Raw genomic sequence first — 25,297 nt, 5'->3', positions numbered from 1 at the left:
CACCATGGATTCAGTCCTCGTGTTTGGGCTACGCATCGGCCTGTTAGTGCTGTTGTGGCTATTCATTCTGGTGGCGCTTAACGCCATGCGCCGCGACGCCAAGTTTGCTTCGGCAGGCACCGCCCCGAAAACCGCAAGCAACGCTGGTTTCGCGGCACCGGTTCCACGTTCGCGCAAGCCAGCCGCCCAAATCACGGTAGTCGATGGCCCACTGCGTGGCTCGCACATGCAGATCTCTTCCCTGGAAGAATTCACCGTCGGCCGGGCACCAGATTGTGATTTCGTCGTCGGTGATGATTACGCTTCTTCGCGTCATGCCCGGCTCTTCCGTCGTGGCAGCGAATGGTTCATCGAGGATTTGGACTCCCGAAACGGCACCTTTGTCTCTGGCGCCCGTATTGACCAGCCAGAACGCATCGCCGTGGGAACTGATATTAAACTGGGGCGTTCACTATTGAGGCTGGTGCCATAGATGTCTCCATCGCAGAATTCACTGAAACTTAACTACACCGCGGCCTCGGACCGCGGTCTTGTTCGTACTAACAACGAAGATTCCGCCTTCGCCGGCCGGAATCTTTTGGTGCTTGCCGACGGCATGGGTGGCCACGCCGCCGGTGAGGTTGCTTCCCAGCTGCTGGTCACCACGATGCAGCGCTTGGACCGCGACCCCGGCGAAAACGACATGCTGGCCTTGCTGGGCACGGCTGCCGACGATGCCAATACCGCCATCGCCGATACCGTGCGCCAGCGGCCCGAAACTCAGGGCATGGGCACCACGTGCACCGCCCTGATGTTCAATGGCACCACGTTTGGCATGTGCCATGTGGGCGATTCACGCGGCTACCGCCTGCGTGGGGGCAAGCTGGAACAAATCACTATCGACGACACTTACGTGCAGTCGCTAGTGGATTCCGGCAGTTTGAAACCTGAAGATGTATCCACACACCCGCAAAAATCGTTGATCCTGAAGGCTTATACCGGCCGCCCGGTAGATCCGACACTGCGCATGATCGACGCCCAACCTGGTGACCGTCTTCTGTTGTGTTCGGATGGGCTTTCCGATCCCGTCACTGCCGATACCATCGAACAAACCCTCAAAGAGGGCACCCCGGAACAGGCTGCCAGCAAACTGATTGACCTGGCGCTGCGTTCTGGTGGCCCAGACAATGTCACCGTCGTAGTAGCTGATGTTTTAGCTGGTGACGACGAATCCACCACCATTCCGGCGGCTCCAGTGAGCGCCGGCGCTTTGGCTTTACCCGAAGCAGAACGCGCCCACCCGAATACCGCGGCCGGGCGCGCAGCAGCGTTGAACCGCCGCCCACAGGTGGTGGAGCCGAAGGCGCAGGCCGCCGGTGCGCACGACCATGGCACTGGCGGCAACGCAGGTAACGGTTCTGGACCTGGGAATGGGGCTGGAGCTGGTTTCGGAGCTTGGGCTGGCGGTAGCGCTGGGGCCGCTGAGAACAACGCACACGATAATGCCAGCAAACGCGGGCGCAATTGGACGTTGGCCATTGTCGTGCTCGTCTTGCTCGGCGGCCTGATCGGCGGCGGCTGGTGGGTGTATGCAGCTTCGCAGGACAAGTATTACATCGCCACAAATGATTCCGATGAGCTAATCATCGAACGTGGGGTGGATTATTCGCTGTTCGGTAAGGACCTGCACGAGCCATACCAGCGGGTGTGTCTCACCAAAGATGATGAGGTTCGCACGACCGACCTGGGCGAGAAACCCAGCAATGATTGCCACCCATTTTCGCTGACTGACCTGCCAGGTTCCGTGCGTGGATCCATCACGCACCTGGATTCAGGTTCCTATTCGGAGGTCACCGACCAGCTACAACGTCTATCCGATAAAGCTTTGCCTGTATGCGTAAACCGTGCCGAGACCGACAACAACGGCAAGAACAACGACGGCAACAGCAACAACGACGGCAAGAACAACGACGGCAACACCGGCGCGAACAAAGACAAAGACGCCGCAAATGCGGAATCTGCCGATGACGGTGGCCTGTCCACCCCCGGCGTGAACTGCAGGGAGGTGTCCTAAATGTCCCGGATTTTCATTCGTAGCACAGAACTGGGTTTGCTCATCGTGGCAGCGATTGCCTTCGCCGCGACCCTCGCGAGCTTTGAGCTGTCCCAAGGATCAACGCTGTCGGTGACGTTCCTGTATCTGGTGGGAGCATTCATCGGCGTGTTTACCGTCGCACACATCGCACTCACGATCTGGGCGCCCTACGCAGATCAGATCATGTTGCCGGTGGTCAGCCTGCTCAATGGTCTGGGTCTGATTATGGTTTATCGCATCGACACCGCCAAAGACCTGGGCTTGGCAAACCGGCAGGTCATGTGGTCAGTTATCGGCGTAGCGCTGCTGATTGCCGTGCTGATCATCGTGCGCGACCACAAAGTGCTCACCCGCTATTCCTATTTGCTGGGGGCACTAGGTTTGGTTCTGCTGGCACTGCCTTTGGTATGGCCCACCTCGATCAACGCGGATGCCCGCATCTGGATTCAGATCGGTAGCTTCACCCTGCAACCAGGCGAATTCTCCAAAATTTTGCTGCTGATGTTTTTCGCGCAGCTTTTGGTGCAAAAACGGGCCCTGTTTACCGTCGCGGGTTACCGTTTCTTGGGCATCTCCTTCCCGCGTCTACGCGACCTCGCCCCAATCTTGCTGGTCTGGGCCATCGCGATATTGATCATGGCAGTTTCCAACGATTTCGGCCCAGTTCTCCTGTTGTTCAGCACCGTGTTGGGCATGTTGTTCATGGCTACCGGCCGCTGGTCTTGGCTGATCATTGGTTTGGGCCTCACCGCCCTGGGCGGTGCTTTTGTGTACTCCCTTTCGGCAAAGATCCAGGCCCGTTTTTCTGCATTCCGAAACCCGCTGGACGACGTCGACGGCACCGGATTCCAGCTCTCCCAGTCCTTGTTCGGCATGTCCTGGGGTGGAGTCACCGGTACCGGGTTGGGTGAAGGACACCCGGATATCATTCCCGTTGTATGGACAGACTTCATCCTCGCCGCCATTGGTGAAGAACTCGGCCTAATCGGTCTCACTGGCGTACTTATCCTGTTTGCCTTGCTCGTCTCGCGCGGGTTTAACACTTCCCTGAAGGTCCGTGACTCCTACGGTAAATTGCTGGCCGCTGGGCTTTCGCTGACGATGGCTATCCAAATCTTTGTTGTCGTCGGTGGCATCACTGCCCTGTTACCGATGACGGGGCTGACTACCCCATTCATGTCTGCAGGTGGCTCTTCCCTGATGGCTAACTACGTGCTGTTGGCACTGCTGCTGCGCATCTCTAATTCTGCGCGTCGTCCAGCAGACGAAGCCTCCGGAAATAATGCAAACACCGACGGCGGACACGCACAACCAGCAGCAAGTGCAGCGCCTGGTATGGAGCACACCGGCGTCTTCGATATGCAGCAAGTTCAATACGCTCAATATTCTGCACAGCCACAACATCCACAGAATTCACAACGTCCACGCCGTTGGCAGAGTTCACAGCGTGCCCAGAATTCCCAGCGTTCACAGGAGGCGAAACGATGAACCGTTCCATTCGCCTAGTCGCCGTATTTGCGATCATTCTGACAATCATCCTGCTGGTTAACCTGACCATCGTGCAGGCCTTCCAGGAAGACAAGTACGCCAACCACCCAGCGAACCAGCGTGGCTTCTACGACTCCCAAACCATCGCACGCGGCCAAATCTCTGCCGGCGGGCAAGTCTTGGCCGAGTCGTTGCCGAACGCAGATGAAACTTACTCCCGTAACTATCCAACCAACCCACCGGCATTTAGCAATATCGTCGGCTATCTGTCGGATCAATTCGGCGCTTCGCAGTTGGAACAGTCCCACAATGAGATCCTCAACGGCACTGACCCTTCTTTGCTGAGCACCAATTGGCGCGATGTGATCACCGGCAAACAACCAAACGGCGCCAACCTGGAGTTGACCATCAACCCAGAAATGCAGCAATTCGCCTACCAGCAGCTGGCCGAACTGGGCTACCAAGGTGCCTCCGTCGCTATTCAGCCGTCGACAGGCGCGGTAAAAGCCATGGCTTCCACCCCAAGCTTCGACCAAAACGCGTTACTCGGTGACGGCGCAGAAAATTCCTGGGCAGAATTGACCAGCACGGACGGAAACCCGCTGTTGAACCACGCCACCCAAGAAACCCTGCCACCGGGTTCCATCTTCAAGATCATCACCACCGCCGCAGGCATCGAAGCTGGCTACGGGCCCGAATCTACGCTGACCGGCGCACCGTCGATCACATTGCCGAATACAACCACAGAGCTGACGAACTACGCCGGTCAAGCGTGTGCCGGTTCGGATGCGGTGAGTTTGCTGACTGCATTCCAGTACTCCTGCAACACAGCCTTCGTTGAAATGGGTATCGACATCGGCGACGAAGCACTGCGCAACACCGCGCAAGCCTTCGGCGTGGGCGAAAACTACGATCTCGGAATTCCCACCTCACCGGGTGCACTCGGCGACCTACCAGACCCGGCTGCGCTAGGACAGTCCTCGATTGGTCAGCGCGATGTCACCATGTCCGCATTACAGGCAGCCGTGATGGCAGCAACCATCGCGAACAACGGTGAGCGGATGAAGCCTTACGTCGTCGACAAGATCACCAGTTCCAACCTGCGTGATATCACTACGACGAAACCGCACTCACTAAACCGCGCGATCCCGGAAGAAACCGCAGCAACCATCGAACAAATGATGCTGGCTTCGGAGCAACACACCGCCGGCGCCTCCGCTCCCGATGTGGCATCCAAGACGGGTACCGCAGAACACGCAGAAGGCTCCGCCCCACACACCTGGTACGTGGCATACCTGCCGGATGCAGACTTGGCGGTGGCTGTCGTCGTCAAGAACGGTGGCGGCCAAGGCGAAGGTGCTACCGGTGGCTCTGTTGCCGCACCGCTGGGCCGGGCTCTGCTCGACTTTGGCAGGGGGCAATAATTTATGGCTGATGTGAACAACCGCGAAAGCATTCAGACTCTGGTTGGCGATGCCTATGAGCTGCAATGGGTCATAGGCCACGGCGGCATGTCCACGGTGTGGCTTGCCGACGACCACGCGAACGACCGCGAAGTGGCGATCAAGATTCTGCGCCCAGAGTTTTCCGACAACAACGAGTTTTTGGATCGCTTCCGCAACGAGGCCGATGCCGCGCGTTCCATCGAATCCGACAATGTGGTCGCCACCTACGACTATGGCGAAGTCACAGAAGATAATGGCCACACGTTCTGCTTCATCGTCATGGAATATGTTCGCGGTGAATCGCTAGCCGATCTCCTGCAACGCGAAGGCAACCTGGATGAATCACTCGCGCTCGACGTGCTGGAACAAGCCGCACACGGCTTGTCCATTATCCACCGCATGGGTTTGGTGCACCGCGATATCAAACCGGGCAACCTACTCATTACACAAAACGGTCGGGTGAAGATCGCCGATTTTGGTATCGCCAAAGCAGCGGAAGCCGTCCCGCTGACCCGCACCGGCATGGTGGTGGGCACCGCGCAGTATGTTTCCCCCGAACAGGCGCAAGGCCATTCCGTGACCCCAGCATCGGATGTGTATTCCCTGGGTGTTGTGGGGTACGAGATGTTAGCCGGAAAGCGCCCATTCCACGGAGATTCTTCCGTTTCGGTAGCACTGGCGCACATCAACCAAGCACCAGAAGCCTTGTCGACGCAAGTCAGTGCCCCGGCGCGCGAATTGATTGGTATTGCGCTGCGCAAAGATGCCTATACGCGTTTTGCTGACGGCAACGAATTCGCGGTAGCCGCATCCAAGGTGCGCTTGGGGCAACGCCCACCGGCACCAAAATCAGCTGCCTTGGCGACGGTCGCGCAAGAACCGGCCCCTTCGGCTTCGACGCAACAACTGAGCCAGGTAACGAACGCGCGCACCGCCAGCCCATCAACTGCGCGGCCGCGTACCCCGCAGCCTGTGCCTGCTCCAGCTGGCCACGTAGCGCAGGTGCAACAACCTGCCGTGGGACACCCTTATACCGGTGCTGGCCAAGCCGCAGTGGCTCCGGCAATACAGCCCGTGCACCAAAAGAAAAATTCGAGTGCCGGAGCTGGTTTTGGCTGTGGCATGTTCGTTGCCGTCGTGATCGCTGGTATTGCCGCTCTTGCCCTGTGGTTCATGGCAACCTACAGCAACGCTCTCGACGGCATCTTGGACCGCAGCCCAGCATCATCAACGCAGCCGAGTGAGACCGATCCAGTCATCGTGACTGAATGGGTTAATCCCCCGGCAAACCAGGGTGGTTCTGGTAGTTCTGGTGGCGGCCAGGGTTCGGGTGGTTCCGGCGGCGCTGGTGGTTCTGGTGGTACGGGTGCCGGGCAAGGTTCCGGCAGTGCTGGCGGTTCCGGCAATGGCGCTGGCACTAGTAACGGCGGCAACGCACCACAGGCGCCGAATCAGCAGCCCGGTGGCCAAGGCCAGCAAGGCGGACAAACCGGCGGCGACGCTGGAAATGATGCCAATGAAGACGTTACCGACGCCACCTCTGGTATCGGCCAACGCGGCGGACAAACCGGACAGTCGGGACACTCGGGCCAGTCCAATTCTGGCCAGTCCGGTCAGTCCCAGTCTGGGCAGTCCGGTCAGTCTGGCCACGGTGTCGGGCACGGTGCTAACCAGGGCCAGTCTGGAAACAGGAACCCAGGCAACGCTGGCAATACTGGGAACGCTGGCAACGTCGGCACCGCAGCTGGCAACCAGCAATCTGGTGGATCCCGCCCACTGGGCGCGGCTGAGCAGGAGACGGAATAACAATGAATTACAGCTTGGCGCAGCGCTATGAACTAGGCGAGATCATCGGCAGCGGTGGCATGTCTGATGTGTACGCGGCGCAGGATACTTTGTTGGGACGAGACGTCGCAGTAAAAATGCTGCGTTCCGAGATGGCGCGGGATATGAACTTCCGCGAACGTTTCCGCCGGGAAGCACGCAACTCATCGAAGTTGAACCACCCGAATATCGTGGCAGTCTATGACACCGGCGAAGAAACCATCGACGGTATCGGCATTCCATACATCGTGATGGAGCGCATCCACGGTAATACGCTGCGGGATCTGCTGCGCAATGACGGGCCAATGAGCCCGCAGGAGGCCGCCGAGATTCTGCAGCCGGTGTGCTCTGCATTGCAAGCCAGTCATGACGCTGGCATCATCCACCGCGATATTAAACCGGCAAATATTATGCTCACCAACACCGGAATGGTGAAGGTGATGGATTTCGGCATCGCCCGTGCCTTGGATGATTCCACGTCGGCAATGACGCAGACATCCGCAGTCATCGGTACCGCGCAATACCTTTCGCCAGAGCAGGCTCGTGGCAAGAATGCAGATGCGCGCTCGGATGTATACGCGCTGGGTTGCGTGCTGTACGAGGCAATCACCGGCGGCACCCCGTTCCAGGGCGAAACTCCGTTTGCCGTGGCCTACCAACACGTGCAAGAAGACGTCACCCCGCCGTCGGAACGCATGCCAGAGATAGACTTGGCCCCAACCGCGTTACTCAACGTGGATGCCGTGGTGATGACCTCCATGGCGAAACACCCGGGCGATCGCTATCAATCTGCGGCCGAAATGGGGCAGGATCTCGAGCTTTTGTCCCGTGGTTCCGTGACTCAGGCGGCCCGCGCGCATGTGGCACCGTCGCAGGAGCAATTCCCAACCCAAACCGTCGGTTATCCAGAAACTCATGCTGCACAACCACAGCAGGCCTACCCAGAAACCGCGATGGCCGGTGCACCAGGTCCAGCTAGTGCAGCTGGTACGGCCGCCGGAGCAGCGGGAACACTACCGGCCAATGCCCCGGGCGCGCACACGGCACCTCCAACGGCGACAACGGCGAAACCGTCAAGCCATTTACGCTGGTTAGTCGCGTTTATTGTGATTGCGCTGCTGGTGATTGGCGCTGGCTATGCCTGGAGTGTGTTCAACGACCGGGACTCGCGCAGACAGTCGGATAACGTCGCGCAATCCGAGACCGTGTCAGTGCCGAATATCATTGGATTGGAACGCAACGAGGCCATCGCGAAGCTTGAAGAGGTTGGCCTGCGCCCAGAAATCGTCGACGCGCCAGATCCAGAGGTTCCAGAACACCACGTCGTGCGCACCAATCCGAGTGTGGGTTCGCAATTGCAACGCAACACCACGGTAACCGTGACGGTGTCGACGGGTAAGGAAGATACCCAGGTTCCGCGTCTGGTGAATATGACCCCCCAGGAAGCATCAGCCGCACTGGCCGAAGTTGGCCTAGAACTAGAGCCGGAGGTTGACGAGGAGTTTTCAGATTCCGTGGAGCAGGGCCGGATCACCCGCCATGAACCAGCAGCTGGCGCTAATTTGCCGAAAGGTTCCAGGGTGCGCGTAACCATTTCCCGGGGCCCGGAGATCGTCGACGTGCGAGTGCCAAGCTTAACTGGCATGAAATGGAGTCAAGCTCGCGAGACACTGGAATCTTTGGGCTTCGTGCCAAAACCACAGTTTGTGGATTCACTTGAGCCAGCCGATCGCGTGCTCGGTGTGGATGGTGCTGGCCAGATGCGCCCAGAGGGTTCCGATGTGCGCGTCGAAGTATCCAATGGCTTGTTGACGACTATGCCGGATATCACGCGGAAAAACCGCAGCCAAGCATTAAACGCCCTGCGTGATGCAGGCTGGGAAGCAAATGAGTCGAAGTTACTTAGCGGTGAACCAGTCGACACTGCCGTGGTCACCGACCAAGGCTTGATTGCAGTCACTAGCCCGTCGCCAGGCGAGACGATTCGCAAGGACCAGGAGATTAACGTCCGCTTCTACGAATTCAATCTGCGCGCCCTGGTGCCGTAACGAAAAACTGCACGCCCCCTACAGCGTCGTCGTCCTGCTTATCAGGAGGCGGCGCTGTTAAACTAAACAGCATTAAACTATCCCTAACCCAACGACGATTTTGATGAAGGTGCATCATGCCTAAGGCAAAGGTCTCACAATCTAGCAACCAGTTCTCCGGCCAGTCCTCCAGCGTCAGCCGCACCCCGGTCAAGATCAACACCGGCGGCACCCCGAAGTGGTACAAGGGCTTGATGTTTTTCTTCATCCTCGCTGGGCTGCTGTATTTGGTGATTAACTACTTGGCTGGCCCGTCGATTCCGTTCATGCAGGATCTGCAAGCCTGGAACTACGGCATTGGCTTCGGCTTGTTCATCATTGGTCTGTTGATGACCATGGGTTGGCGCTAGAAGCTGACACGCTTGGAGCTAGCGACCATAGGTTCTGGCGATAGCTTCGCCACGCAACTCGGTGCGATATTGATGAACACCAAATGTAGTCACTCCGATGACTAATAAAGTCAATGTGAGATAGAAGATGACCATTGTGGGTGATGCGCTGTTCAATGCTAGGTGTGCCTGTTCCGCTAGGTAAAGAAATGCCAACATCAGCACAGCCGCGGCTCCTCCGGCAAGACAAATTTTTGCTGTCGCCCCCACCTTCGATGCCACTCCAAGGGCAAGCCCCAACCCTCCAGCTGCGCTAAAAATGCTGGCGAAAGTGGCAAACAACCCGACTACTAGTGGCAATTTGTCCGCTGCCGACATAGCTGGAATTCCACCATCTTCTAACACAGTGAAAAACGAGGTCACCCCGGAAAAATACAGGTAAGAACTTCCAAGTGGTCCGAAAATCGTCACCGCTATAACCGCCAGACTGAAAATACTGGCTACCGCCACCACCGCTAACAGAGCGGAAGACCACCACCTACGGGCAGTAACATTATATTTCAACGCTGGGATACTCGATCGGGCGCTGACTGTAAAAATTGCTGTGAGACTGAAAAACACTGCGAATAACAACAGGTGACCATCAATGTGGCGTAATCTTCCTAACACCATAACCACGAGGGTGAGAAGCAAGCTTCCGTAAGCAAAAGGCGCGGTGGGAGCAAAAAATAATGGTGATCTCATGATTTATCCCTTCAGTAGGAGATTGTTCTGCTTCGGATTCTTCGTTTCTGTATTCACAGGCCAGCTGTCCCCTTGTTCTGAATAACGCGAGGTTTCAGCTACTACGGCATCGAGCAGTTCGATGTTGCTGAGGAAACTCACCTCGATAGCGAGCTGGCTTGCGCGACGACGAGCAGAATCGCTGAGTGGCCGCGCGAGAACTACCTCCCTATAACCAGCCAATGAACTCTGCCGGATCATCGGCATTTCTCGAGTCAATTCTGCTAGGGCATCATTCGGACCACGTAATACGGGATGATTGTCACGAAGCTCATCAATACTGATCGCATCGCTCGCATGATAATCGCGCAAAGTGATGATCTCAGATGCGATCGTCGCTATATCTGATGCGTGATGCGAACTGATAAGGATTTCTTCGGGAGCATCAGTGCTGGAAACAAGCGTTATGATTGCGGTATGCAATTTCTGACGCTGCGATGAATCCAAGCCATTGAATGGCTCATCCAAATAGATATGTGGCTCTCGCGCTGCCAATGCAGTAGCTGTCACGAGTAGTTGGCGCTGGCCAATGCTTAAATCCCGAATCCGTGCCGCTAGTGGGAAATCCAATAAAGATTCCACCGCTTCCGCATCCAGACTCTGCCATCCGTGCTGGACTACGCGAAGATGGTCTTGAGCTGTGCGTCCGAAAAGCTCGGTTTCCATGAGAGAAAGCGATAGCGCAACGGATGACGAAGTCGCTGCACGGCGGCGCAAAAATGTTGTTTTCCCGGCACCGTTGGCTCCAATGATGCCAATTATTCGCGTCGACGTATCCATAGTCATACTCCTTTCATTCCTGCCACTGTTCGCGGTGTAGTGCTTTCGGTCTCTCTCATATCTGTGATGACTTCGTCGATGGTGAGCCCAAGAAGCCGTGCTTCTTCTAGAAGCGGGGCAACAAAATTGTCATGGAATTGGCGCTGCCGCTGTTCACGAATTCGCTCACGCGCCCCTTCAGTGACGAACATTCCAACCCCACGCTTCTTTTCCACTAAGCCCTCAGTATTGAGTAGCGTCAGCGCTTTTGCCGAGGTGGTGGGGTTCACGGAATGGTGCATGGACAATTCATTCGTCGATGGTGCGCGTTCACCCTCGTTGAGATTGCCCAACAAGATCATATGTTTTAGCTCATCAACGATCTGTTGGAATAAGGGTCTCGGATCCGTTTGCGAAATGGCCACTGCGCAGCACCTCCTTTCTGGTAACTAACTTTCTTAGTTAATAGGTTTACCACTTAACCCATAAACCCGCAAGGATGTGGTGGCACCGGCCCAAGGAAACTTTTTTCTCTCCGCGTGTAATGACTCCGGGTGTAGCGACACAAACATGACGTAAGCACTTCCCGCCCGTGAGTTAAGGAGAAACAACATGAAAACTCGTGGCACTGCTATCACTGCCGGAATCATCGGAACCATAGCCATCGCTGGCGGCGGCATCGCACTGGCAACCTCCGGCCAGGAGCCATTCAGCGAGAACGCTTTCGAGGTCACTGGCCAGAATGAAAACCTGGATGTTACCGTCGACGGCATTGTGCAGCCAGGCGAAGAGCTTCTCATCGCAGCCACTTGCCCAGGCCAGGACGTCCGCGCCGATCTGAGCACCAGCTTCGGCGAGTCGACCACCATGTCTCCGGGTGCGGACGTCGGCAAGCTCATCGGTTACGTCACCGTCCCGGCAGATTTCACTGACGAAAACGCCACCGCTACCATCACCTGTTCATCGGGTGTAGCAGATACCGTCGCTATCAATTAGGCAATAGCCTTCCCAATATCGGCAGCCACATAATCCCCGCATCCCCACCCGCGCAGTAGGAATCATCTGTGACCAGCGATTATCGGTCGTCGCAAGACCAGGCGACCTTCACCACTATCTACCGGGAACACTACCCGCAGATTTTGGCCTACCTTCGCCGACGCGTTGCGGCTGCGGTCGCGGAGGAATACTGCGCGGATGTTTTCGGGCGCGCGTGGGCGAATTTTTCATCACTGCAAGACACACAGCGCCCCTTGCCGTGGCTGTATGGCATCGCCGGCAATGTGGTCAAGGAATATTACCGCGGCAAGTTCGCCCGCCAGGACCGCGTAGATGAAGAAGTAGAGCTTGACCAGATTGCTGCCGACGACTTCAGCCAGGTCGCTGATTTATCGCTCGATATCAACCGCGCATTAAACGCACTGTCGTTTGCGGATCGCGACATCATCGCCTTGCATGCGTGGGAGCAGTTGAGCATTCCGGATATCGCTGCCAGTTTAGGTATCACCGAAAATAACGCGCGCGTGAAACTGCACCGTGCACGCACCAGACTCAAAGAAGCGTTGGAACCAGAAAATTTAGGTCGGTCATAATGACACATTTTGATGACGAGCTCACCCGGCAACTTGGCGACGCCAACCCGGTCCGCAACCCCGAGCTGAACGAGTTGGAGCGACGCCGCAGCGAAAAGCACTTGCAGGCAATTCTGAGCAACGGTGCTGCGGACGTTTCGGGTGCTTCAGCCAACCAAAGCCGTAGCAACAGCGGCCGCTGGTTGCTGGGTGCTGCCGCTGCCGTCAGCGCTATCGCGCTGGGTACCGGCTTGTTGCCCAGCCTGTTCAACGGGCAGGAGGCTACCGCCACAGCCGAAGAAATACTGGCCACTGCTGGTGAATCTTCCCTACACGCTGCCGATGCCACTGATATTGCGATCACCGCCCAGGAATACCTGGAGCGCACCGACCGCTTGGGCGAAGAGTTCGTTTCTACCGCGTACGAAGTTTCCGCCGATGGGCAGGTGCGTACCACTACGACGCAGAGCAATAATGCACCCACCGAATTACAGAACGTAGACCGGGACTTGGCCGTAGATCCAGTACAGCTACAAGCCACCGGCGCGGATACTGAAAGCCTGCGCGCACTTGCAGATTCTTTGGATGATTCCACTGCCCGCGGCGTTTTGAAGTTGCTGTTACACCCGGCTTTATCCAGTGCACAACAAAAAGCATTGTATGAGCTGATGGCCTCACTAGACGGCAATGACTTGGCTGGTGTGGAGCAATCCACGACCGGCGGTGACGACGAAATAGTAACCGTGATCCGCGACGTGGATCAGCTCAGTTTTTCGGTGATTCCGGCAACCGGACAGTTAGTGCGCGTGCATGGTTTAGTAGGGCCGGGGATCACCACGGAGGTTTCTGCCACCGCAATTGTGGATTGTGTACACGTCACTGGGTTGGAAGGCCCCGAGATGATTTCGACCGCCTGCGCTGACAATAACTATTACGTGGAAGATCTCGAATGGGAAAACTGGGGCGCTGATACCGCTACTGCCACCGGCACCGCGTGGATCAACAATTGTGATCCGCTGTGCGCCGATGGTGAATTTGAAACCTTCCCGGTGCGTCTGACTTTGGATAACCGCGAGGAATGTGGTTACAACGCCCGGATTTATTCCCGCATGCTCCTGGAATATCCGGAGAACCCGGACCGTAACGAGGAATTTTCTATCGGCTGTGCACAACCCACCGAACCAGCCCACTAATTACAGTTGACGGTGCCTGCCGTTTCCTATACCTCGTGCTAAACCAGACCACGCCCTAACCCCAACGCCGTAACCCCAACCACGCACTAGCCCCGACGCCGTCCGCGGCGTGCGATGCCATCCCCATGGTGTCCACAACTTGTGAATTGTTGTGGATAACCATGGGGATTTTTCTACTAGCTGACCACAACTTGTCGACAAAGTTATCCACAATCTGTGGACTAATTTGTGAAAAACGTGCATTGTGGACAAACTTCAGGTCATTATTTCACTGGCTGTGAACAAAGCCGTGCGGTGAATTCTCCAAATCTGTGCCTTTAGCTGCCTAAATAACATTCAAGTGAAACTTGAGGCTGTAAATTACAATCATGGTTTTCCACATTATCCACAAGACTTGTGGATAACTTCCCGGGGTTTCTTCACAATGAATACCGGTGGATAACTTCGTGGATAACCGAATTACATTGTTGATAACTCTGATTGCTAACTCTGCTTTGGCCGAAGCTTGTGTTGCTTCTGCTTACTGTTCTGTCTGTGCTTTCTATGCAGCTGTGCTTTCTACGCTGTCATGTCAATGTTGTCTGTTGTCAGTGTTGTCTGTTGTCTGTGCTTAGGCATAGAAAAACCCGGAGCCAACACACGGTGTGTGCCAACTCCGGGTAACGAAGTACAAGCAGTAAAAAGCAGCGAAAGCTACAGCTTGTGCAAGCTTATGCTTCCTCGGAAATTTCCACGGACTCAATGACGACGTCGTCATGCGGACGATCCATGCGGTCGGTGGAAACCTTAGCGATCTTGTCGACGACCTTCTGCGAATCCTTATCGGTGACCTCACCAAAGATGGTGTGTGCACCGGTCAGGTGTGGGGTCTTGCCGACGGTGATGAAGAACTGCGAACCGTTGGTGCCTGGGCCAGCGTTCGCCATGGCCAGCAGGTATGGACGGTCGAAAGAAAGCTCTGGGTGGAATTCATCGCGGAACTGGTAGCCCGGGCCACCACGACCGGTGCCGGTTGGGTCGCCGCCCTGGATCATGAATCCGTCGATGATGCGGTGGAAGATGGCCCCGTCGTAGAACGGACCTTCCTGGCCACCCTGTGCGTTCTGGGTGGAGTATTCCTGGGTTCCCTTGGCCAGGCCGACGAAGTTTTCGACGGTCACTGGTGCGTGATTGCCGAACAGCTCAATCACGATATCGCCATGATTAGTATGCAAAGTTGCCTTGGCAGTGGATTTACTCATGCCCACCACTATAGACGACAGCACGCTGCAGCTCATTTCCGTTCCCGCCCCGCTGCCACCACTCACAGTGGCTTTTCAGTACACTACGGTGGTCCCCTAAGCCCCCAACATCGTTAGGACGCTACCACCATGGCCGGCGCCCACCGCGCAGAACCCGTCACTCCCCCGCCACGGCCGCAACTGACCCGTGTCGGCTGGTGGTATACGATCCGCCGCATCGTGGTGCAATCATTGCGGCTACAAATCCCGGACATGGGCGCAGGGCTCACCTATTTCACATTGTTGGCACTGGCGCCGACGTTGCTGGTGTTTTATGGCATCGGTGTGCTCATTATGGCGAATAACCGCGATCTCCTGGAAAACCTGTTGTGGGATTTCCTGGGCGGAATTTTGCCGGTCAACCAAACCGAAACCGTGCTCAACACCGTCGATACTGTTTTATCCAGCACGTCGACAAACCTGCTCGGCCTGCTCGCCGGTGTGGTCTTAGCCGCGATCTCCTCATCCGCCTACGTGCGCGCTTTCGCCAGGTTTTCCACCCGCGTGTACGGCGATATCGACGGCCGCCCCCTCCTACACGTCTGGTCATCCATGGCCTTGTTATCCGTAGCCATGATTTTGGGCGTGTGCCTGATCTTCTTGGCGCTCGTCGTCAATGTCACCGTGGTGGAAACACTGATTCAACCCATCGCCGGGCCACTGGGCATCTATGAAGAAATTGAATTTCTCACCACCGCCATTCTGCCCATTTGGGCGTGGGTGCGCTGGCCAGTCATCGTGATCATGGCCGCGGGTCTTATTTCCGTGCTGTATTACTATGCGCCGAACGTGCGCCCGTACCGGTCCAAGTGGCGGATCTTCACACTTGGGGCATTCGTCGCCCTGGTACTGATCTTCCTCACCGGCGGTGGGCTCTACGTGTATTTCGTGCACCTATCGTCGCTGAATTCCTATGGTGCGCTGGGCTCAATCGTGACGTTTTTCTTTGGCTGCTGGATTGCGAATACAAGCTTGGTCTTCGGCGTCGTCATCGATGCGGAAGTCGAACGCACCCGCCAAATCCGTGAAGGCATCTTGGATAATGATCCCACCGATAACACTCGGTTAGCCGAACAAACCCCACACCTAGAGCACCGTTCGACAAAACAGCAAGAAAAAATGGAGCGCGTCCTCAGCTCGCTGGAAAATGATGCCCAGCAGCTCAAGGACGCACCCCAAGATTAAGCGGTAGCGCCTCAGGCCAGCTGTCAGCACCGCCCGATCATGTTTGGCGACGCCGACGCTAGCCATCTCACTATTAGTTCAGCGATTCCACCACGTTGTTGCGCGCGGTAACCATGTTGCGCAGCGACTCTTCGGTCTCTTCGTAACCACGGGTCTTCAAACCACAGTCCGGGTTGATCCACAGGCGCTTCTCGTCGACGTTCTTCAGCGCCGCGCGGATCAGCTCTTCCATCTCTTCCACCGAAGGGATGCGTGGCGAGTGAATATCGTAGATGCCTGGTCCGATCTCGCTGGTGAAGGAATCGTTGAGATCCTCCAGCAACTCCATGCGGGAACGAGCAGCCTCGATGGAGGTCACGTCAGCATCCAGTGCGGCAACCGCGTCGATGATCTGGCCGAATTCGGAGTAGCACAGGTGGGTGTGGATCTGGGTCTTTGGCTTCGCTTCCAGCGAGACCAAACGGAAGGCACGTACGGCCCAATCCAGGTAGGAAGCACGGTCGGATTCGCGCAGTGGCAACAGCTCGCGCAGGGCTGGCTCGTCGATCTGGATGATGTCGATGCCAGCTTCTTCCAGGTCAGCGACTTCGTCGGCAAGCGCGACACCGATCTGGTCGGCGGAGACGGACTGGTGGACGTCGTCGCGAATGAACGACCACGCCAGGATGGTCACCGGGCCAGTCAGCATGCCCTTGACGTGCTTGTCGGACAGCGACTGCGCGTACTTGGCCCACTCGGTGGTCATGGCCTCCGGGCGGGAGACATCGCCGACCACGATTGGAGGACGGGTGCAGCGGGAACCGTAGGACTGTACCCAGCCGTTTTCGGTGACCACGAAGCCGTCAAGAAGCTCCGCGAAGTACTGCACCATGTCGTTACGCTCTGGCTCGCCGTGCACCAGGACGTCGATGCCGAGGTCTTCCTGCAGCTTGATCACGGAAGCGATCTCGCCGCGCAGCTCTTCCACGTACTGTTCGTCGGTGAGCTTGCCGGCGCGGTGATCGGCGCGGGCACCACGGATCTGCTTGGTCTGTGGGAAGGAACCGATGGTGGTGGTCGGCAACTTCGGCAGGCCCAGTTCCTCTTGGATTTCGGTGCGCTCGGCGAACTTCGGCTCACGAGCAACCTGGCCTTCTGGCAGCTTGGCGACGCGCTGGGCGACGGCCTCGTTGTGCGTACGCTCGGATTCCTTGCGGGTACGCAGGGCGCGCTCGGAGCGGGCGAAAGTCTGCTCAACCTCATCGCGCTTGCCGTCCAGCGCTGCGGCGATGGCGACGACCTCGGAGATCTTCTCGTCAGCGAAGGAGAACCAGCCAGCAACGTCGACAGGCAGGTTCTTTTCTGCCTCGACGGTGTGCGGCACGTGCTGCAGCGATACCGAAGTGGTGACGTGCTTGGTGCCGAGTTCTTCGGCGGTTGCTACCAGCGAGTTCAGGTCGCCAGCCCATACGTTGCGGCCATCGACCACACCGGCCACCAGGGTGGTCTGTGGTGACTTGGCGACGGCTTCTTTAACGCGGTCCAGGTAGTTCGAATCCAGCGCCTGGGTTGGGCGGGAAACATCCACCTGGAAGGCCTCTGGGGCGGCGGCCAGCAACTTATCCAGGCCAGCCTGCAGCGAACCATATGGGGTGGTCAGGTACACCTGCGGGCGGTCTTCGCTGCTCAGCAGCTCAGTCCAGATGGCACCGGCGCGGTCGGCGAGTTCGGCATCGGAAATTCCGGTGTGGTCGGCAACCAAGGCTGGTTCTGCAACCTGTACCCATTCCACGCCGGCTTCCTTCAGCGCAGCGAACACCTGTGCGTAGGATTTCGCGAGGTCATCCAGGCGATCCAGCGGGTTGGTGGTGCCGTCAGCGGCCTTGGATAGAGCCAACACGGTGACTGGGCCCACCAGGTATGGGCGGATGGTGTGTCCGGCTTCGCGGGCTTCGTCGACCAGCTTCAACAGGCGCTGCGGACGGGCGGTAAAGGACTGCTCAGCGCTGATTTCTGGGACGATGTAGTGGTAGTTGGTGTCGAACCACTTGGTCATTTCCAGCGGGGCGGTATCAGCGTTACCGCGAGCCAGGGTGAATTCCTCGTCCAGGCTGACTTCTTCTGCGTCGCCGCCCAGAGCACCGACGGTCAGTGCGGTTTCCAGCACCTGGTCGTAATACGCGACGTCGGCTGGGATGGCGTAGTCGTCGGCAAGACCCAGATCCTTCAGGCGGGCATAAGTATCTACGCGCAGCGAGTGTGCAGCGGATTCGAAGGTTGGGCGGTCGATGCGGCCGGCCCAGTAAGACTCAAGAGCGCGCTTGAGCTCGCGGTTAGCGCCAACGCGAGGATAGCCCTCGATGGTTTTTGTTGGGAATGGTGTCTGCGACATGGGAGTGTCGGGTCCTTCCTGGAGACAAGAAAAACAGTGTGATTTCTGTTTATGCGGTTTTATTGCTTATGAATTCTGGTTATGAAGTTATGGGTTCTGTAGAGGTGCGGCCGGCCTAGCCAGAGAATTAGCCGGGCGCGGTTGGCGGGCGGATCCCGACCGCGTCCAGGAGCTCTTGGGTGACCTCCGCGTTGTTGTGGGTGTAGATGTGCAGGCTGCCGACATCATTGTCCACCATCGCTTGCACGAGTTCGGCGGTGATCGCGATGCCCTCGGCGCGCTCATCACGGGCGCTTTCTAGCCGACGCACCAGGTGCTCCGGTACCGGCAGGCTGGAAAATTCCGCCATACGGCGCAGGCGGCGCACACTGGTAATCGGCATGATGCCCGGGATCTGTGGGATACGAATGCCCGCCAGTTCTGCACGACGACGGAACTGCAAGAAATCCTCGGCTTCGAAAAACAGTTGGCTGATGGCCAGGTCTGCGCCGCTGCGTTGTTTGGAAAGCAGCACGTCGAAGTTCTCATCGTCGGTGCGTGCCTGGTAGTGGCCGTTCGGGTAGCTAGCCACAGCGACGGCCAAGCGTCCGGCAGCGAAGCGGGCTGCCTGTTGGCTTTCGACTTCGCGGATTAAGCGCACGAGTTCATCGGCATACTGCAGGTGATCCTCTGGTAGTTTGACCTCGCCTTCTGGCAGGTCGCCGCGTAGGGCTAATAGGCCACGCACACCGGAATCGATGAGACGGTTGATCCACGCGACCATTTCTTGCTTCGTGCCCGCCGTGCACGCGAGGTGCGCCAGGGTGCGCATGTTGGTTTCGCGGTCGATGCGGGAGATGAACTCCGCGGTGCCGTCCAACCAGCCGGAACGGCACGAGCTGGTAACCGAGATGTAGTCCGGCCGATAGGATTGCAGCGTTTCCAACAAGTGAGAGATTTTCTTCTCGTCGGCATCGTGGCGCGGTGGAATGACCTCAAAGGACAGTGCGGTGCGTTCGGATCTGGTACGCGGTTCCGTGTTTTCTGCGTTATCCGGGTTATCCGGGTTATCGCTGGAATCATCCAACGGCGCAGAGGCAGATACTCGTGGGGCCATTGCTGGTCACCTCCTTCCGGCGGTTTACGTCTTGATTGTGAACCAAGCTGTCTAGTGTTGGCATCAATCTAATGCTTGTGCAGCTAACAAGGAAGAATCCGGAAAGGTATTACCATTCGGTGGGCCGTTCATGCTGGAAAAACAGGCCAGGAGCCAGCTGAATATAATTCGTCGCCAAACAGAAAAAATGAACCAAGCTGTCTATGGTATTACCATTAAGATGTGCTGGAAACACTTTATTTTCGCTGTTATCTCCCACATCACCTTCCACAGCAACTATCCTGGAACTATCTAGCTAGTGACAACCATGTAATTAACGAGGTGAACGAACCATGGGTTCTGCAAACGTCAACCTGCGCATCGCGCGCGATCTCAGCTCAACCGGCTGGGAAAAATTCAAGGATTACCGCGACAAGAAGTCCCAAGAAGCATTCGAATTCCTAGAAAGCGCGGCAAAAACCGTGGATAAGAGTGCAGAAAAACACTTCCCGGAAGCACGCAAGGAAGCCGGCAAACTGACCAAAGCTGCCCACGCACGCTTGGATAAAAGCCTGGAAAGCTTGCAAGGCACCGGCCGTGAACTTGCCGACGGCAACGTATCCGAAACCGTAGAAAATGTCCGCGATGCCGCCAGCGAAAACTTCTCCAAGGCCACCAAAAAAGCCCAGAAGCAGGCCAAGAAATTGCGCAAGAAAGCTAATAAAAAGCTGGGCCGGAAAAACCGGAAGCGCCTGTCCCGCGTAGAGAAAAAAGCCAACGCTGCTGCGCAGAAGGTCAAAGACAAAGCAGCCAAGAAGCTAGATAAAAAGACCAAATCTCAATCCCGTGGCTTTGGTTTCTACGCTCTGTGGGCCGCTGTTCTCGCCGCAGTCGTTGGTGTTATCGCCTATGTGCTGAACAAGCGCAACTCCGGCGTGCAAGAACAGCCACCAAAGGCTAGCGATTACAGCTCGAATACCACCAGTACACTGGTGTACTCCTCAACCAGCGAAGATGACCTGGAAGCGCCAAACGCGGATGCTTCCAAGGAAAACAAGAAGGCAGAAAAGAAAGCCGGCGAGTTGGCCGAGGATCCAGCCGAGCGTGACGAGGAACTGCTGGCAGACATCGACGAACAGCTGGCCAAGAACCTCTCCCAGGGTGCTGCAGAAAACCTGGCTGCTTCCGAGGCCACCCGCGCTGTGGCTCACGACGATGCCGACGCTGCCGAAAAAGCAGCGCAGATCGACGAACAGCTGAAAGACAAGTTGGATTCTGAGTCCGGCGACAAGTAATCGTCGGCAAGCTGGGTGCCCCAAGCCCAGCGTCGGCAAGATATTCTGGCCAGTTCAACGCAGCGATTTACCGGCAGGGCGTCGGCAAGCGGCGTCGTAAAGAGACATATGCCATAAAGTCGTTACGTGAGCTAAGCCATCTGCTTCGATAGGGTTTGTGGTGCAAGAGAATTATCAACACCACAGGCCCTATTTCTATGGCCGCATTTTGTTTGGCCACGGCCCATCGACGGCCGGTTATAGGACAAAGCGGTGTGAAAGACGAGGAGGAAATTGTTTTGGGCGTGCAAGAACTGTCAGTGAAACTCGACAACGGCGCAACCTACTATTTCCCCGCCGGAATTGCCCCAGGTGAACAAGGCAACCGCATCGAGATGCTGCGCGAGGCCATCGAAAACGATTCCGTATTCCAAAGCGTGGATATTAACGGCAACGAGCGCACCATTTATGGCAGCGAAGTGAAAAACTATCACTTGAGCGACGCGCTATAACCACCGACTATGCCGAAAACACTGCTGGTCACCAATGATTTCCCTCCGGTAATCGGGGGGATTGAATCATATCTACGGGATTTTGTTTCCCTGCTGGACCCCAACGAGATCATCGTTTTTGCGCCCACACGGGATAAAGCTGCCTGCGAGAACTACGATGCGCAGCTGGATTATCCCGTGATTCGCTGGCCACACCGCCTGTTACTGCCGACGCCGCGTTCGGCAAAGAAACTCCGCGAAATCATCCGCACCCACGACATCGACACCGTGTGGTTTGGTGCGGCCGCTCCCCTGGCCTTGTTGGCAAAGACCGCAAAACAGGCTGGCGCCAAGAAGGTCATTTCCACCACGCACGGCCATGAGGTCGGCTGGTCCATGATCCCGGGGGCACGCCAGGCGCTGCGCGTGATCGGCAATAACTCTGACGTGCTGACGTATATCTCGTCCTACACGCGCCGTCGCCTGGAAAAACCCTTCGGTAACCGCCCGCGGTGGGTGCATCTGCCTTCCGGGGTCAACGCGGATAATTTCGGGGTGGCGAGCCCACAGCGGCAAGTGGAGGCGAAGCAAGCCTTTAGCATTGCCGCGTCCGCGCCGACGATCGTGTGCATTTCGCGTTTTGTGCCGCGTAAAGGCCAGGACAAGCTGTTGCGCGCGTTTCCAGTACTGCGTCGGCAGTTTCCGGATGTGCAGTTGATTTTGGTGGGCCGTGGGCGTTCGTATCGGCGCCTGGAAAGGCTGCGAGAGAAATACGCTCCCGATGCTCTGTTGCTGAACAACACGGATTATCAGCAGAACCAGGTGCGCGTTAACAATGCGTTGGCTGCCGCGGATGTGTTCGCGATGCCAGCCCGCACTCGCGCGGGAGGACTGTCCGTGGAGGGGCTCGGCATCGTGTATTTGGAAGCGCAGGCGTGCGGCATTCCGGTGGTCGCCGGAAGCTCCGGGGGCGCGCCGGAAACCATCACCGACGAGACCGGCGTGGTAGTCAACGGGCACCGGGTGAGCAGCATTGTGCGCGGCCTACAAGGCTTGCTTGCCGACGCCCAGCTGCGCTCAGAGATGGGTGCTGCGGGCAGGGAGCACGTCGTCAAGAATTGGAACTGGGATTTGCTGGGTGCGCGGCTGAAACAGGAACTGCGAGAAGTGTAAAGCGGCGTTTCCCGCTGAACGGCCGCTGAACGGCCACTGAGCAGCAACTTAACGGCCACTTAACGGCCAAGTGCACCAATGGCGATGACGTTTACGCCATCAGGCCGACGGTATGACATTCCACCGCCGGTCACGACCAGCAATTCAGCGGGCTCAGGCATCACCGCGGCGAATTTCTGCAGACTCGCCGCCGCACCGTCGACCACATTGGGATGGTGCCCGAGTTTGATCTCCACGAGCACTGTTCGCCCAGCAAGCGTCGTAATCGCATCAACTTCGGTGCCATCCCCGAGGCGAGCGTGATAGACCGGCTCGTTCGTCAGCGCGCGTAATTCATGAACAACCAGCGATTCAAAAAGCTGACCGAAAAATTCAAAGTCGTGTAATAGATCGTCCGGCTGTTTTTGTAGCGCAGCAACTGCTAACGCTGGGTCTGCAAAGTGCCGTTTGGCTGCTTTGCGTAGCGGGGTACGTGAGCGCAGGGATTGTGACCACGCCGGTTGGTCTTGGCTGATGAAAATACGCTCGAGAGAATCTAAGTAGTCAATCGCAGTTTCTCGGTGCAATTCGGCATCTGTGGCGATTGCAGTCGTCGACATTTCAGTTCCGATCCCACGAGCCAGAGATCGCATTATCCGCAGAACCCGAGCTGGGTTACGCTTCACCTTGTCCGGTGTGGAAATGTCGAGCTCCACGATGGTCCGTACATAATCACGAAGGTTTGCTTGTGCATCCGCAACACTGAGACGCAAAAAGCCTGGCCACCCGCCTCGGCAAATCCTTTCCGCAAGATCGTGGATAGTTAGTTCCGTCTTGCCGACGCGCGGTGCCTCGCCCTTCACCATGTTGAGCAGTGAAGCTTGTCCAGTGGATTCTCCTGATTCTGCCAGTGTCATGGTATGCATTGTTAAGCGAGAGAATCTTCCGGCTCCAGAATGGCCTTGCACCGCTTCGGCTGGGGCGGTTGATCCTGTCAAAATAAATTGTCCAGGCTGCCCACGCCCATCAATTTCGTGGCGTACTACGTCCCATAATTTTGGTTGTGCCTGCCATTCGTCCAAAACTCTCGGCGTCGGCCCTTGCAATACAAGAGCCGGATCTACCCCCATTGAAATCTCCACATCAGGATCGATGTCTACTTTGATTTCGCTCTCGGCATGGTGACGGGCGGTCGCAGTCTTGCCACAACCCTTCGGCCCCTCAATCAACAAGGCTCCAGTGCGCCGCAACGACTGCTCCACAAAAACATCCGCTATCCGCGGAATATAGTCCTGAGACAACACCACTATTTCACCATCCGACAGTTTGAGGCGATTCTAACCGACACTTTGAGGTCATTTTATCCGACAGTTTGAGGCGATTCTAACCGACACTTTGAGGAACTCGTGTCTGAATTCGCGCGTAATTGAGTCCATGTTTCACGTGAAACATTGTTTATCGCGATACCGGTGGATTGGTGGAACGACGCCATGCTTCATCAGAACCTTGACTACCGCACGCCAATAGAGGTTGAAGCAGAGTTTTGCAGCCAACAACCAGCTCGAGAATTAATGGAAATTAAGGCAAATGCCTAGGAACAAAACCCAGGGCACTTCAGATTCAACAACCGCACAAACACGAAAGGGGAAGACACTAAAGCCGCGCGGAAACAGGCACAGAAACACAACACCGCCGGGCCGACGTTCGCCCCTCGTGGCGACAGTTCAGCAACAGCTGTATAGTTCAGTGCATGCTGACTATTTCTTCGCGCTTGGACGTGATGAACCGATTGGGTCGGGCGATGGCAGACCCCACCCGATCCCGTATTCTCCTGAGCCTGCTGAGCGGCCCGACCTATCCGGCCGCTCTCGCCCGGGAGCTGGAACTGACGCGGTCAAATGTGTCGAACCACCTCACTTGCCTACGGGACTGCGGAATTGTGGTCGCCGAACCGCAGGGGCGGAAGACCCGCTACGAGATCGTCAACGCCCATCTTGTCCAGGCGCTGAACTCACTGCTGGATACCACTCTGGCTGCCGACGAGAATGCCCCATGTATTGACTCGGCATGTGACGTGCCCGGGTGCACCACCGGAGAAGGGAACAGGTAAGTGGTAACTGATCTCCTGGGGGCGGTTGGTCTGTTTATCGCCACCAATATCGACGACATCATCGTGCTCTCGCTGTTCTTCGCCCGTGGGGCCGGCAAAACAGGGACCACACTTCGGATACTGGCCGGGCAGTACCTTGGTTTCGCGGGCATCCTCGCAGCCACGATCCTGGTCACCCTGGGGGCGGATGCCTTCCTGCCCACCGAGGCGATCCCCTACTTCGGGCTGATCCCCCTGGCCCTGGGGCTGTGGGCGGCCTGGCAAGCCTGGCAGGGAAACGATGACGACGACGATGACGCGAAAGTCAGCGGAAAGAACATAAGCGCCTTGATCGTCGCCGGGGTGACCTTTGCCAACGGTGGCGACAATATCGGCGTCTATGTCCCGGTTTTTCTCAACGTGGATACCGCCACCATTATCATCTACTGCGTCGTCTTTCTGATCCTGGTGGCGGGCCTGGTCCTGTTGGCGAAGTTCGTGGCCACCCGTCCACCGATCGCGGAGGTTCTCGAACGCTGGGAGCATGTGCTGTTCCCGATCGTTTTGATTGGCCTGGGTATCTTCATCCTCGTCAGCGGCGGTGCCTTCGGCCTTTAATAAGCTCATCCCCCCGTGCCCCGTCAGGGCCTCTCTAGGTTTCCTCACCGGCGTCAACTGAACCGCCCATGAAGTTGTGAAAAACCGTTGCCGCAGGGGCTCGACCACGCTAGGGCGACAGAAATTCCAGTGAGATGCTGAGATGGGCGAACGGATTGCGGACATCCTGGGGGATGCGCCATTAAGTCGAGCACGCGTTGAGGCGGTCGCCG

At 57.0% G+C, this 25,297-nt stretch carries 23 protein-coding genes; 16 read left to right on the top strand and 7 right to left on the bottom strand.

Annotation, left to right across the window (positions count from 1 at the left end; translation table 11 throughout):
* Window positions 1–4: 4 nt before the first annotated feature.
* The 7 genes from L9H78_RS00175 (at window position 5) to crgA (ending at window position 9,268) form a co-directional block, all read left to right on the top strand.
* Window positions 5–472, top strand: a complete 468-nt coding sequence (locus L9H78_RS00175) for an FHA domain-containing protein FhaB/FipA (protein ID WP_249620085.1) — start codon at window positions 5–7, stop codon at window positions 470–472.
* Entirely contained in the window at window positions 473–2,053 is a 1,581-nt protein-coding gene (locus L9H78_RS00170) for a PP2C family protein-serine/threonine phosphatase (protein WP_249620084.1), read from the top strand.
* Window positions 2,054–3,562, top strand: coding sequence for an FtsW/RodA/SpoVE family cell cycle protein (locus tag L9H78_RS00165; protein WP_249620083.1), 1,509 nt, complete (start codon window positions 2,054–2,056; stop codon window positions 3,560–3,562).
* Window positions 3,559–4,986 (top strand): penicillin-binding transpeptidase domain-containing protein, encoded by a 1,428-nt coding sequence (locus L9H78_RS00160; RefSeq protein WP_249620082.1) that lies wholly within the window; start codon window positions 3,559–3,561, stop codon window positions 4,984–4,986. Before L9H78_RS00165 ends, L9H78_RS00160 begins: the two co-directional genes overlap by 4 nt.
* Window positions 4,987–4,989: 3 nt before the next feature.
* Window positions 4,990–6,813 (top strand): serine/threonine-protein kinase, encoded by a 1,824-nt coding sequence (locus L9H78_RS00155; protein ID WP_249620081.1) that lies wholly within the window; start codon window positions 4,990–4,992, stop codon window positions 6,811–6,813.
* Between the two features lie 2 nt (window positions 6,814–6,815).
* A complete protein-coding gene (pknB, locus tag L9H78_RS00150) occupies window positions 6,816–8,879 on the top strand; it encodes a Stk1 family PASTA domain-containing Ser/Thr kinase (protein ID WP_249620080.1) in 2,064 nt (687 codons plus the stop codon).
* A gap of 116 nt (window positions 8,880–8,995) precedes the next feature.
* Window positions 8,996–9,268 (top strand): cell division protein CrgA, encoded by a 273-nt coding sequence (gene crgA / locus L9H78_RS00145; protein WP_249620079.1) that lies wholly within the window; start codon window positions 8,996–8,998, stop codon window positions 9,266–9,268.
* Between the two features lie 18 nt (window positions 9,269–9,286).
* On the opposite strand, the gene L9H78_RS00140 is transcribed toward crgA, so the two are convergent.
* Genes L9H78_RS00140 through L9H78_RS00130 form a run of 3 tightly spaced genes read right to left on the bottom strand, consistent with a single transcriptional unit; the run spans window position 9,287 to window position 11,214 of the window.
* Window positions 9,287–9,991 carry a hypothetical protein gene (locus tag L9H78_RS00140; protein ID WP_249620078.1) on the bottom strand — a complete coding sequence of 235 codons (705 nt, stop codon included), beginning with the start codon at window positions 9,989–9,991 and terminating at the stop codon, window positions 9,287–9,289.
* A 3-nt stretch (window positions 9,992–9,994) separates the two neighbouring features.
* Window positions 9,995–10,810, bottom strand: a complete 816-nt coding sequence (locus L9H78_RS00135; RefSeq protein WP_249620077.1) for an ATP-binding cassette domain-containing protein — start codon at window positions 10,808–10,810, stop codon at window positions 9,995–9,997.
* Window positions 10,811–10,812: 2 nt separating this feature from the next.
* Window positions 10,813–11,214 (bottom strand): GntR family transcriptional regulator, encoded by a 402-nt coding sequence (locus L9H78_RS00130; RefSeq protein ID WP_249620076.1) that lies wholly within the window; start codon window positions 11,212–11,214, stop codon window positions 10,813–10,815.
* 187 nt (window positions 11,215–11,401) lie between these two features.
* Between L9H78_RS00130 and L9H78_RS00125 the strand changes: the two genes are divergently transcribed.
* The 3 genes from L9H78_RS00125 to L9H78_RS00115 all read left to right on the top strand — a co-directional run bounded on the left by L9H78_RS00125 (window position 11,402) and on the right by L9H78_RS00115 (window position 13,550).
* Window positions 11,402–11,785, top strand: a complete 384-nt coding sequence (locus L9H78_RS00125) for a hypothetical protein (protein WP_249620075.1) — start codon at window positions 11,402–11,404, stop codon at window positions 11,783–11,785.
* A 68-nt stretch (window positions 11,786–11,853) separates the two neighbouring features.
* Complete coding sequence (locus L9H78_RS00120) at window positions 11,854–12,378, top strand: RNA polymerase sigma factor (protein WP_249620074.1); 525 nt, start codon at window positions 11,854–11,856, stop codon at window positions 12,376–12,378.
* On the top strand, window positions 12,378–13,550 hold the full coding sequence (locus tag L9H78_RS00115; protein WP_249620073.1) for a hypothetical protein: 1,173 nt from the start codon (window positions 12,378–12,380) through the stop codon (window positions 13,548–13,550). The genes L9H78_RS00120 and L9H78_RS00115 overlap by 1 nt, the downstream gene beginning before the upstream one ends.
* Window positions 13,551–14,260: 710 nt before the next feature.
* On the opposite strand, the gene L9H78_RS00110 is transcribed toward L9H78_RS00115, so the two are convergent.
* A complete protein-coding gene (locus L9H78_RS00110) occupies window positions 14,261–14,791 on the bottom strand; it encodes a peptidylprolyl isomerase (RefSeq protein ID WP_023018627.1) in 531 nt (176 codons plus the stop codon).
* A 129-nt stretch (window positions 14,792–14,920) separates the two neighbouring features.
* Between L9H78_RS00110 and L9H78_RS00105 the strand changes: the two genes are divergently transcribed.
* Complete coding sequence (locus L9H78_RS00105; RefSeq protein ID WP_249620072.1) at window positions 14,921–16,015, top strand: YihY/virulence factor BrkB family protein; 1,095 nt, start codon at window positions 14,921–14,923, stop codon at window positions 16,013–16,015.
* A 73-nt stretch (window positions 16,016–16,088) separates the two neighbouring features.
* Here the strand turns inward: L9H78_RS00105 and metE are convergent, their stop codons facing one another.
* The gene (gene metE / locus L9H78_RS00100; RefSeq protein ID WP_249620071.1) at window positions 16,089–18,386 is read right to left on the bottom strand and encodes a 5-methyltetrahydropteroyltriglutamate--homocysteine S-methyltransferase; all 2,298 of its coding nucleotides are present in this window, start codon (window positions 18,384–18,386) and stop codon (window positions 16,089–16,091) included.
* A 127-nt stretch (window positions 18,387–18,513) separates the two neighbouring features.
* Window positions 18,514–19,482 carry a methylenetetrahydrofolate reductase gene (locus L9H78_RS00095; RefSeq protein WP_249617988.1) on the bottom strand — a complete coding sequence of 323 codons (969 nt, stop codon included), beginning with the start codon at window positions 19,480–19,482 and terminating at the stop codon, window positions 18,514–18,516.
* 332 nt (window positions 19,483–19,814) lie between these two features.
* Here L9H78_RS00095 and L9H78_RS00090 point away from each other — a divergent pair, with 332 nt between their 5' ends.
* The 3 genes from L9H78_RS00090 to L9H78_RS00080 all read left to right on the top strand — a co-directional run bounded on the left by L9H78_RS00090 (window position 19,815) and on the right by L9H78_RS00080 (window position 22,399).
* Window positions 19,815–20,756, top strand: coding sequence for a hypothetical protein (locus L9H78_RS00090; protein WP_249617987.1), 942 nt, complete (start codon window positions 19,815–19,817; stop codon window positions 20,754–20,756).
* A 254-nt stretch (window positions 20,757–21,010) separates the two neighbouring features.
* Window positions 21,011–21,247, top strand: coding sequence for a hypothetical protein (locus tag L9H78_RS00085; protein WP_249617986.1), 237 nt, complete (start codon window positions 21,011–21,013; stop codon window positions 21,245–21,247).
* A gap of 9 nt (window positions 21,248–21,256) precedes the next feature.
* Window positions 21,257–22,399 carry a glycosyltransferase family 4 protein gene (locus L9H78_RS00080; protein WP_249620070.1) on the top strand — a complete coding sequence of 381 codons (1,143 nt, stop codon included), beginning with the start codon at window positions 21,257–21,259 and terminating at the stop codon, window positions 22,397–22,399.
* A gap of 59 nt (window positions 22,400–22,458) precedes the next feature.
* Here the strand turns inward: L9H78_RS00080 and L9H78_RS00075 are convergent, their stop codons facing one another.
* Complete coding sequence (locus L9H78_RS00075) at window positions 22,459–23,685, bottom strand: ATP-binding protein (RefSeq protein WP_249617984.1); 1,227 nt, start codon at window positions 23,683–23,685, stop codon at window positions 22,459–22,461.
* Between the two features lie 443 nt (window positions 23,686–24,128).
* Here L9H78_RS00075 and cmtR point away from each other — a divergent pair, with 443 nt between their 5' ends.
* Entirely contained in the window at window positions 24,129–24,488 is a 360-nt protein-coding gene (cmtR, locus tag L9H78_RS00070) for a Cd(II)/Pb(II)-sensing metalloregulatory transcriptional regulator CmtR (protein WP_249617983.1), read from the top strand.
* Window positions 24,489–25,085: a cadmium resistance transporter gene (locus tag L9H78_RS00065; protein WP_249617982.1), complete on the top strand. Its 597-nt coding sequence runs from the start codon at window positions 24,489–24,491 to the stop codon at window positions 25,083–25,085.
* The last annotated feature ends 212 nt before the right edge of the window (window positions 25,086–25,297 follow it).

It is taken from the genome of Corynebacterium pseudodiphtheriticum (assembly GCF_023509295.1).
Taxonomy (GTDB): domain Bacteria; phylum Actinomycetota; class Actinomycetes; order Mycobacteriales; family Mycobacteriaceae; genus Corynebacterium; species Corynebacterium pseudodiphtheriticum.
Note: the sequence above shows the minus strand (reverse complement) of the source record. Positions and strands in the feature narration are given on the sequence as shown.

Coding starts and splice junctions, on each gene's coding strand:
- L9H78_RS00175 (WP_249620085.1), top strand. CDS start 5: ATGGATTCAGTCCTCGTGTTTGGGCTACGCATCGGCCTGTTAGTGCTG.
- L9H78_RS00095 (WP_249617988.1), bottom strand. CDS start 19,482: ATGGCCCCACGAGTATCTGCCTCTGCGCCGTTGGATGATTCCAGCGAT.
- L9H78_RS00090 (WP_249617987.1), top strand. CDS start 19,815: ATGGGTTCTGCAAACGTCAACCTGCGCATCGCGCGCGATCTCAGCTCA.
- crgA (WP_249620079.1), top strand. CDS start 8,996: ATGCCTAAGGCAAAGGTCTCACAATCTAGCAACCAGTTCTCCGGCCAG.
- L9H78_RS00165 (WP_249620083.1), top strand. CDS start 2,054: ATGTCCCGGATTTTCATTCGTAGCACAGAACTGGGTTTGCTCATCGTG.
- L9H78_RS00110 (WP_023018627.1), bottom strand. CDS start 14,791: ATGAGTAAATCCACTGCCAAGGCAACTTTGCATACTAATCATGGCGAT.
- L9H78_RS00125 (WP_249620075.1), top strand. CDS start 11,402: ATGAAAACTCGTGGCACTGCTATCACTGCCGGAATCATCGGAACCATA.
- L9H78_RS00155 (WP_249620081.1), top strand. CDS start 4,990: ATGGCTGATGTGAACAACCGCGAAAGCATTCAGACTCTGGTTGGCGAT.
- L9H78_RS00170 (WP_249620084.1), top strand. CDS start 473: ATGTCTCCATCGCAGAATTCACTGAAACTTAACTACACCGCGGCCTCG.
- pknB (WP_249620080.1), top strand. CDS start 6,816: ATGAATTACAGCTTGGCGCAGCGCTATGAACTAGGCGAGATCATCGGC.
- metE (WP_249620071.1), bottom strand. CDS start 18,386: ATGTCGCAGACACCATTCCCAACAAAAACCATCGAGGGCTATCCTCGC.
- L9H78_RS00115 (WP_249620073.1), top strand. CDS start 12,378: ATGACACATTTTGATGACGAGCTCACCCGGCAACTTGGCGACGCCAAC.
- L9H78_RS00135 (WP_249620077.1), bottom strand. CDS start 10,810: ATGGATACGTCGACGCGAATAATTGGCATCATTGGAGCCAACGGTGCC.
- L9H78_RS00105 (WP_249620072.1), top strand. CDS start 14,921: ATGGCCGGCGCCCACCGCGCAGAACCCGTCACTCCCCCGCCACGGCCG.
- cmtR (WP_249617983.1), top strand. CDS start 24,129: ATGCTGACTATTTCTTCGCGCTTGGACGTGATGAACCGATTGGGTCGG.
- L9H78_RS00160 (WP_249620082.1), top strand. CDS start 3,559: ATGAACCGTTCCATTCGCCTAGTCGCCGTATTTGCGATCATTCTGACA.
- L9H78_RS00140 (WP_249620078.1), bottom strand. CDS start 9,991: ATGAGATCACCATTATTTTTTGCTCCCACCGCGCCTTTTGCTTACGGA.
- L9H78_RS00080 (WP_249620070.1), top strand. CDS start 21,257: ATGCCGAAAACACTGCTGGTCACCAATGATTTCCCTCCGGTAATCGGG.